The sequence below is a fragment of the Paenibacillus popilliae ATCC 14706 genome (assembly GCF_000315235.1).
Taxonomy (GTDB): Bacteria; Bacillota; Bacilli; order Paenibacillales; family Paenibacillaceae; genus Paenibacillus_B; species Paenibacillus_B popilliae.
In genome coordinates this window covers 1-291 of sequence record NZ_BALG01000569.1, presented here as the reverse complement: position 1 = coordinate 291, position 291 = coordinate 1, and the positions used below count along the sequence as shown (strand labels likewise).

1 protein-coding gene is annotated in these 291 nt (G+C 48.5%); it reads left to right on the top strand.

Features of this window, described 5'->3' with window-relative positions; translation table 11 throughout:
- The coding region (locus PPOP_RS19160; RefSeq protein ID WP_042230424.1) for an IS3 family transposase at positions 1-291 on the top strand (291 nt) is incomplete at both ends.

Below are 291 nucleotides of genomic sequence, written 5' to 3'. Positions count from 1 at the left end.
ACGTTCTATTATGAAGCCAAAGAAGCAGCCAAGGAAGATGACGTCACCGAAGCCATTGTGGACATCTTCCACAAGAATCGAAAAGCCTATGGCACTCGAAAGATCAAAGTCAAGCTCCATGAACGCGGGATAGTCGTGTCTAGACGCCGAATCGGTCGAATCATGAAAGAGCAAGGGTTGGTTTCGACGTATACCGTGGCGCAGTATAAGCCGCATAAAGCCACATGCAATGAGGAGGCTACAGCCAACACCTTGAACCGAGAATTTGACCAAACGGAGGCAAAACGATTC